Consider the following 3,058-nt stretch of genomic DNA (forward strand, 5'->3'; position numbering starts at 1 on the left):
ACCTGGAGCTTGCACAAAAGCACGCCTGGAAGCTCGCCCGCACCCTGATGACCACAGTCATCCTCTTCCAGTCCGACGACCAGTATGGCGTCTTGCCCGAGGACGAGCTCGAAGACGCCGACGTCACCCGCCTCTTCGAATACGATCCCTACACGGGCGCGAGGTCGGTTCATTGAACCGGCCTTCGCTCTGCCTGCGTCGAGCGCACCGCGCCCTCCAAGCAGGGCGCTTTTTGCGCCTGTCCGCATTTCGCGCCCCGTCCCGGACGTCGCTCCTGCCGGGTCCGGCGCCGCGCGCAACGGCTTCGCCGTCCTCCACTGTCGTTTCGGCCCTTTCGGGTGCCCGCGCCTCCTGGTCGCCCCGGCTGACGGACCGCCGTGACGGGGCCGCGATAGACGCGGCCTCCAGAATGGAGGTTCAGGAGAATGAGCAGGAAAGAAAGAGGATCGCGGGCCGATCTCTACGCGAAGATCACCGAGAAGATCGTCGCCGATCTCGAAAAGGGCGTGCGCCCCTGGGGCCAGCCATGGCGTGTCGGTCATCCGAGCGGCAGCGTCAACAGGCCGCTACGCCACAACGGGCTACCCTATCAGGGCATAAACACGCTGCTTTTGTGGTCAGAAGCGGTCGCGCAGGGCTTTGTTTCACCCTACTGGATGACATTCAAACAGTCGGTTGAATTGGGCGGCCATGTCCGCAAGGGCGAAACCGGAACCACGGTCGTCTATGCCGGCAGCTTCAGCAAGACCGAAATCGACGCCAATGGCGACGAGGTCGAGCGCGGCATTCCCTACCTCAAAACCTATACTGTCTTTTGCGCGGACCAGATCGACGAGCTGCCACCGCATTACTACACAGCAGCGAAGCCGGCGGCCGAGCCCATCGAGCGGATCGACCATGCCGATCGCTTCTTCGACAACACCGGCGCGGTCGTGCGTTATGGCGGTGACAAGGCCTTCTACTCGCCATTATCCGACCACATCCAATTGCCGCGCCCGGAATTTTTCCAGGACATGGCGTCGTTCGTGGCTGTTCGTGCCCACGAAACGCTGCATTGGACCGCCGCCCCCCATCGATTGAACCGGGACCTCAGCCGCTACCATCAGGATCGCACGGACAGGGCCCGCGAAGAGCTTTTGGTGGAGATCGGAGCAGCGCTGATATGCGCTGACCTCGGCATCGTTCCGGAACTGGAGCCGAGGCCGGATCATGCGTCGTACCTTCAAAGCTGGCTAACCGTCCTCGGGTCGGACCGGCGGGCGATCTTTACGGCCGCAGCGCATGCGCAGCGTGCCGTCGCCTACCTGCACGAACTGCAGCCGCAGTCTCAGACGCTGGGGGAGGCGGCCTGATGCCATTGCGACCACTTTCGAGGTGGAAGCCCTGATCGCACCAGGCATGTCCCTCACGCGCGGATCGTCAGGAGACCGACTGGAGGCCTGGCGAACGCCAGGCTGGCGCTCGCGATGGCGCCTACCTCGGAGGGAGATGATGGTGTCGATCCCTACGGCCGATCATGATGAGGCGCGTCGCAAGTCATGTTTTGAGCGGACGGATTGTCCTGCACGAGCCCGCCAAAATCGTCCCCAGGAAGCACCCGAAGCCTTTGCAAACTCCGTCCTGGACTTGTCGTGAAAATCCTGAAGCCTTATGTCGCAGGAGTTAGGCGCAAAAGATTGTCGCAGGGTTTTGGAATACGTGGGCGGGACAATAAGCAAGCAGGAGAAGGAGAGCCGATGCCTAAACCAGACCCGAAGGTTGCTGACGAAGTGCCGTGGTCAGACAAGATCACGCCGTACGATGACCGGCACAAGGCGACCTATATGCGCCTTCTCGATGCCGAGGCAGATGGCGCTGACTGGCGAGAAGTCGCCCGCATTGTCCTTCAGCGTGACCCTGTGGCCGAGCCAGAGCGCACGCGCCAATGCTGGGAAGACCATCTGAGACGGGCAAAATGGATGACGACAACCGGCTACCGAAGACTCCTCGCCGGCGAGCGCGATACCCTGCAGTAAGGCTCCGTCACGGTCGCGCCGGAACGGCCGCCATGATCGTGCAGCTCTGATCCTTCTGGCCTTGGCTGCCGCCTCAGTGCACTGAGATGCGGAGGCGGGCTTCACTGTCCCGCATCATTGAGACGGGATCGCGTAACCGGCGGCCGAGGCGTCCGGCGCCTTGCACCAGGGCCGATGCGCGCGCACGGGCAGGGTAGGGTGTCGCAAGGTCGTGTCGGGCTGGTGCGAGCCCGCTGGCGAGCGACGGAGACCTGGCTCGATCACGGACGGTTCCGCAACGCGCCGGGACGCCTTCCCCGGTTGCGAAATGGCCGCATCAGCGGGCCGGGATCCATTCGGCGTTCGCGCGCTGGGGGCGTTCGGCACCTCGTCATTCCGCTGAGCGCGTTGCGCATTGCCTTGGACCTGCTGCGAAGCCCTTCGCCCTCGAGCACAGCCGCCATCGATCACGCGGGAATCGGGAGGTCGCCGGAAGCGTAAGGCCCGCTGCGCCGCGGACGGCATCGAAGGGGGTCGCCGTCTCTGTTGCCGGCGTCGATCGTTCGCGGCCATCCCGTCTCCGGTTCCGCTGCCGGTGGAAAAAACCCCTCCGAAACGAATAAGCCCCTAAGTCCGTCCGGTTTCCGACCGCAACCCCCGCGGCGCCGGACCGTGTTGGCGCTTCGCGCCTGCCCGCACCACTCCGGGCCTTGGGGGCAAGCCTCATGCGTTCCGCTCCGGTTGCAGGCGGCTCCCGACGGCCTTGGCCGGGTCTCGTTCGGAGGGACTTCTCCCCCGGACGAGCAAAGGAGACAGGAAATGACCAACATCGTTCTTCTCGCCGGCAACATCGGCTACGACCCCGAAACCGCCACCACCCGCGGCGGCACCAGGATCACCGACTTCCGGCTCGCAACCTCCCGCCCCCGCCGCGTCGACGGCAAGGTCGTCAAAGGCGAGAACGGCTACGCAGAGCAGGACACCGAGTGGCACCGCATCAAGTGCTTCAACGGGCTCGCCGAGACGGTGCAGAAGCACTGCGTGAAGGGCATGAAGGTCGCGGT

3 protein-coding genes are annotated in these 3,058 nt (G+C 64.3%); all 3 read left to right on the top strand.

Going from position 1 to position 3,058, the window contains the following annotated elements; genetic code table 11:
* Window positions 1-425 precede the first annotated feature (425 nt).
* A complete protein-coding gene (locus EOA78_RS35255; RefSeq protein WP_127320306.1) occupies window positions 426-1,352 on the top strand; it encodes a zincin-like metallopeptidase domain-containing protein in 927 nt (308 codons plus the stop codon).
* Between the two features lie 384 nt (window positions 1,353-1,736).
* On the top strand, window positions 1,737-2,015 hold the full coding sequence (locus tag EOA78_RS35260) for a DUF2285 domain-containing protein (RefSeq protein WP_127320308.1): 279 nt from the start codon (window positions 1,737-1,739) through the stop codon (window positions 2,013-2,015).
* A 798-nt stretch (window positions 2,016-2,813) separates the two neighbouring features.
* On the top strand, window positions 2,814-3,058 hold a 245-nt coding region (locus EOA78_RS35265; protein WP_164784112.1), incomplete at its 3' end, for a single-stranded DNA-binding protein.

It is taken from the genome of Mesorhizobium sp. M5C.F.Cr.IN.023.01.1.1 (genome assembly GCF_003997585.1).
GTDB classification, from domain to species: Bacteria; Pseudomonadota; Alphaproteobacteria; order Rhizobiales; family Rhizobiaceae; genus Mesorhizobium; species Mesorhizobium wenxiniae.

Bases quoted from the DNA above. Each gene is read 5' to 3' on its own strand.
- EOA78_RS35255 (WP_127320306.1), top strand. From the start codon at position 426: ATGAGCAGGAAAGAAAGAGGATCGCGGGCCGATCTCTACGCGAAGATC.
- EOA78_RS35260 (WP_127320308.1), top strand. From the start codon at position 1,737: ATGCCTAAACCAGACCCGAAGGTTGCTGACGAAGTGCCGTGGTCAGAC.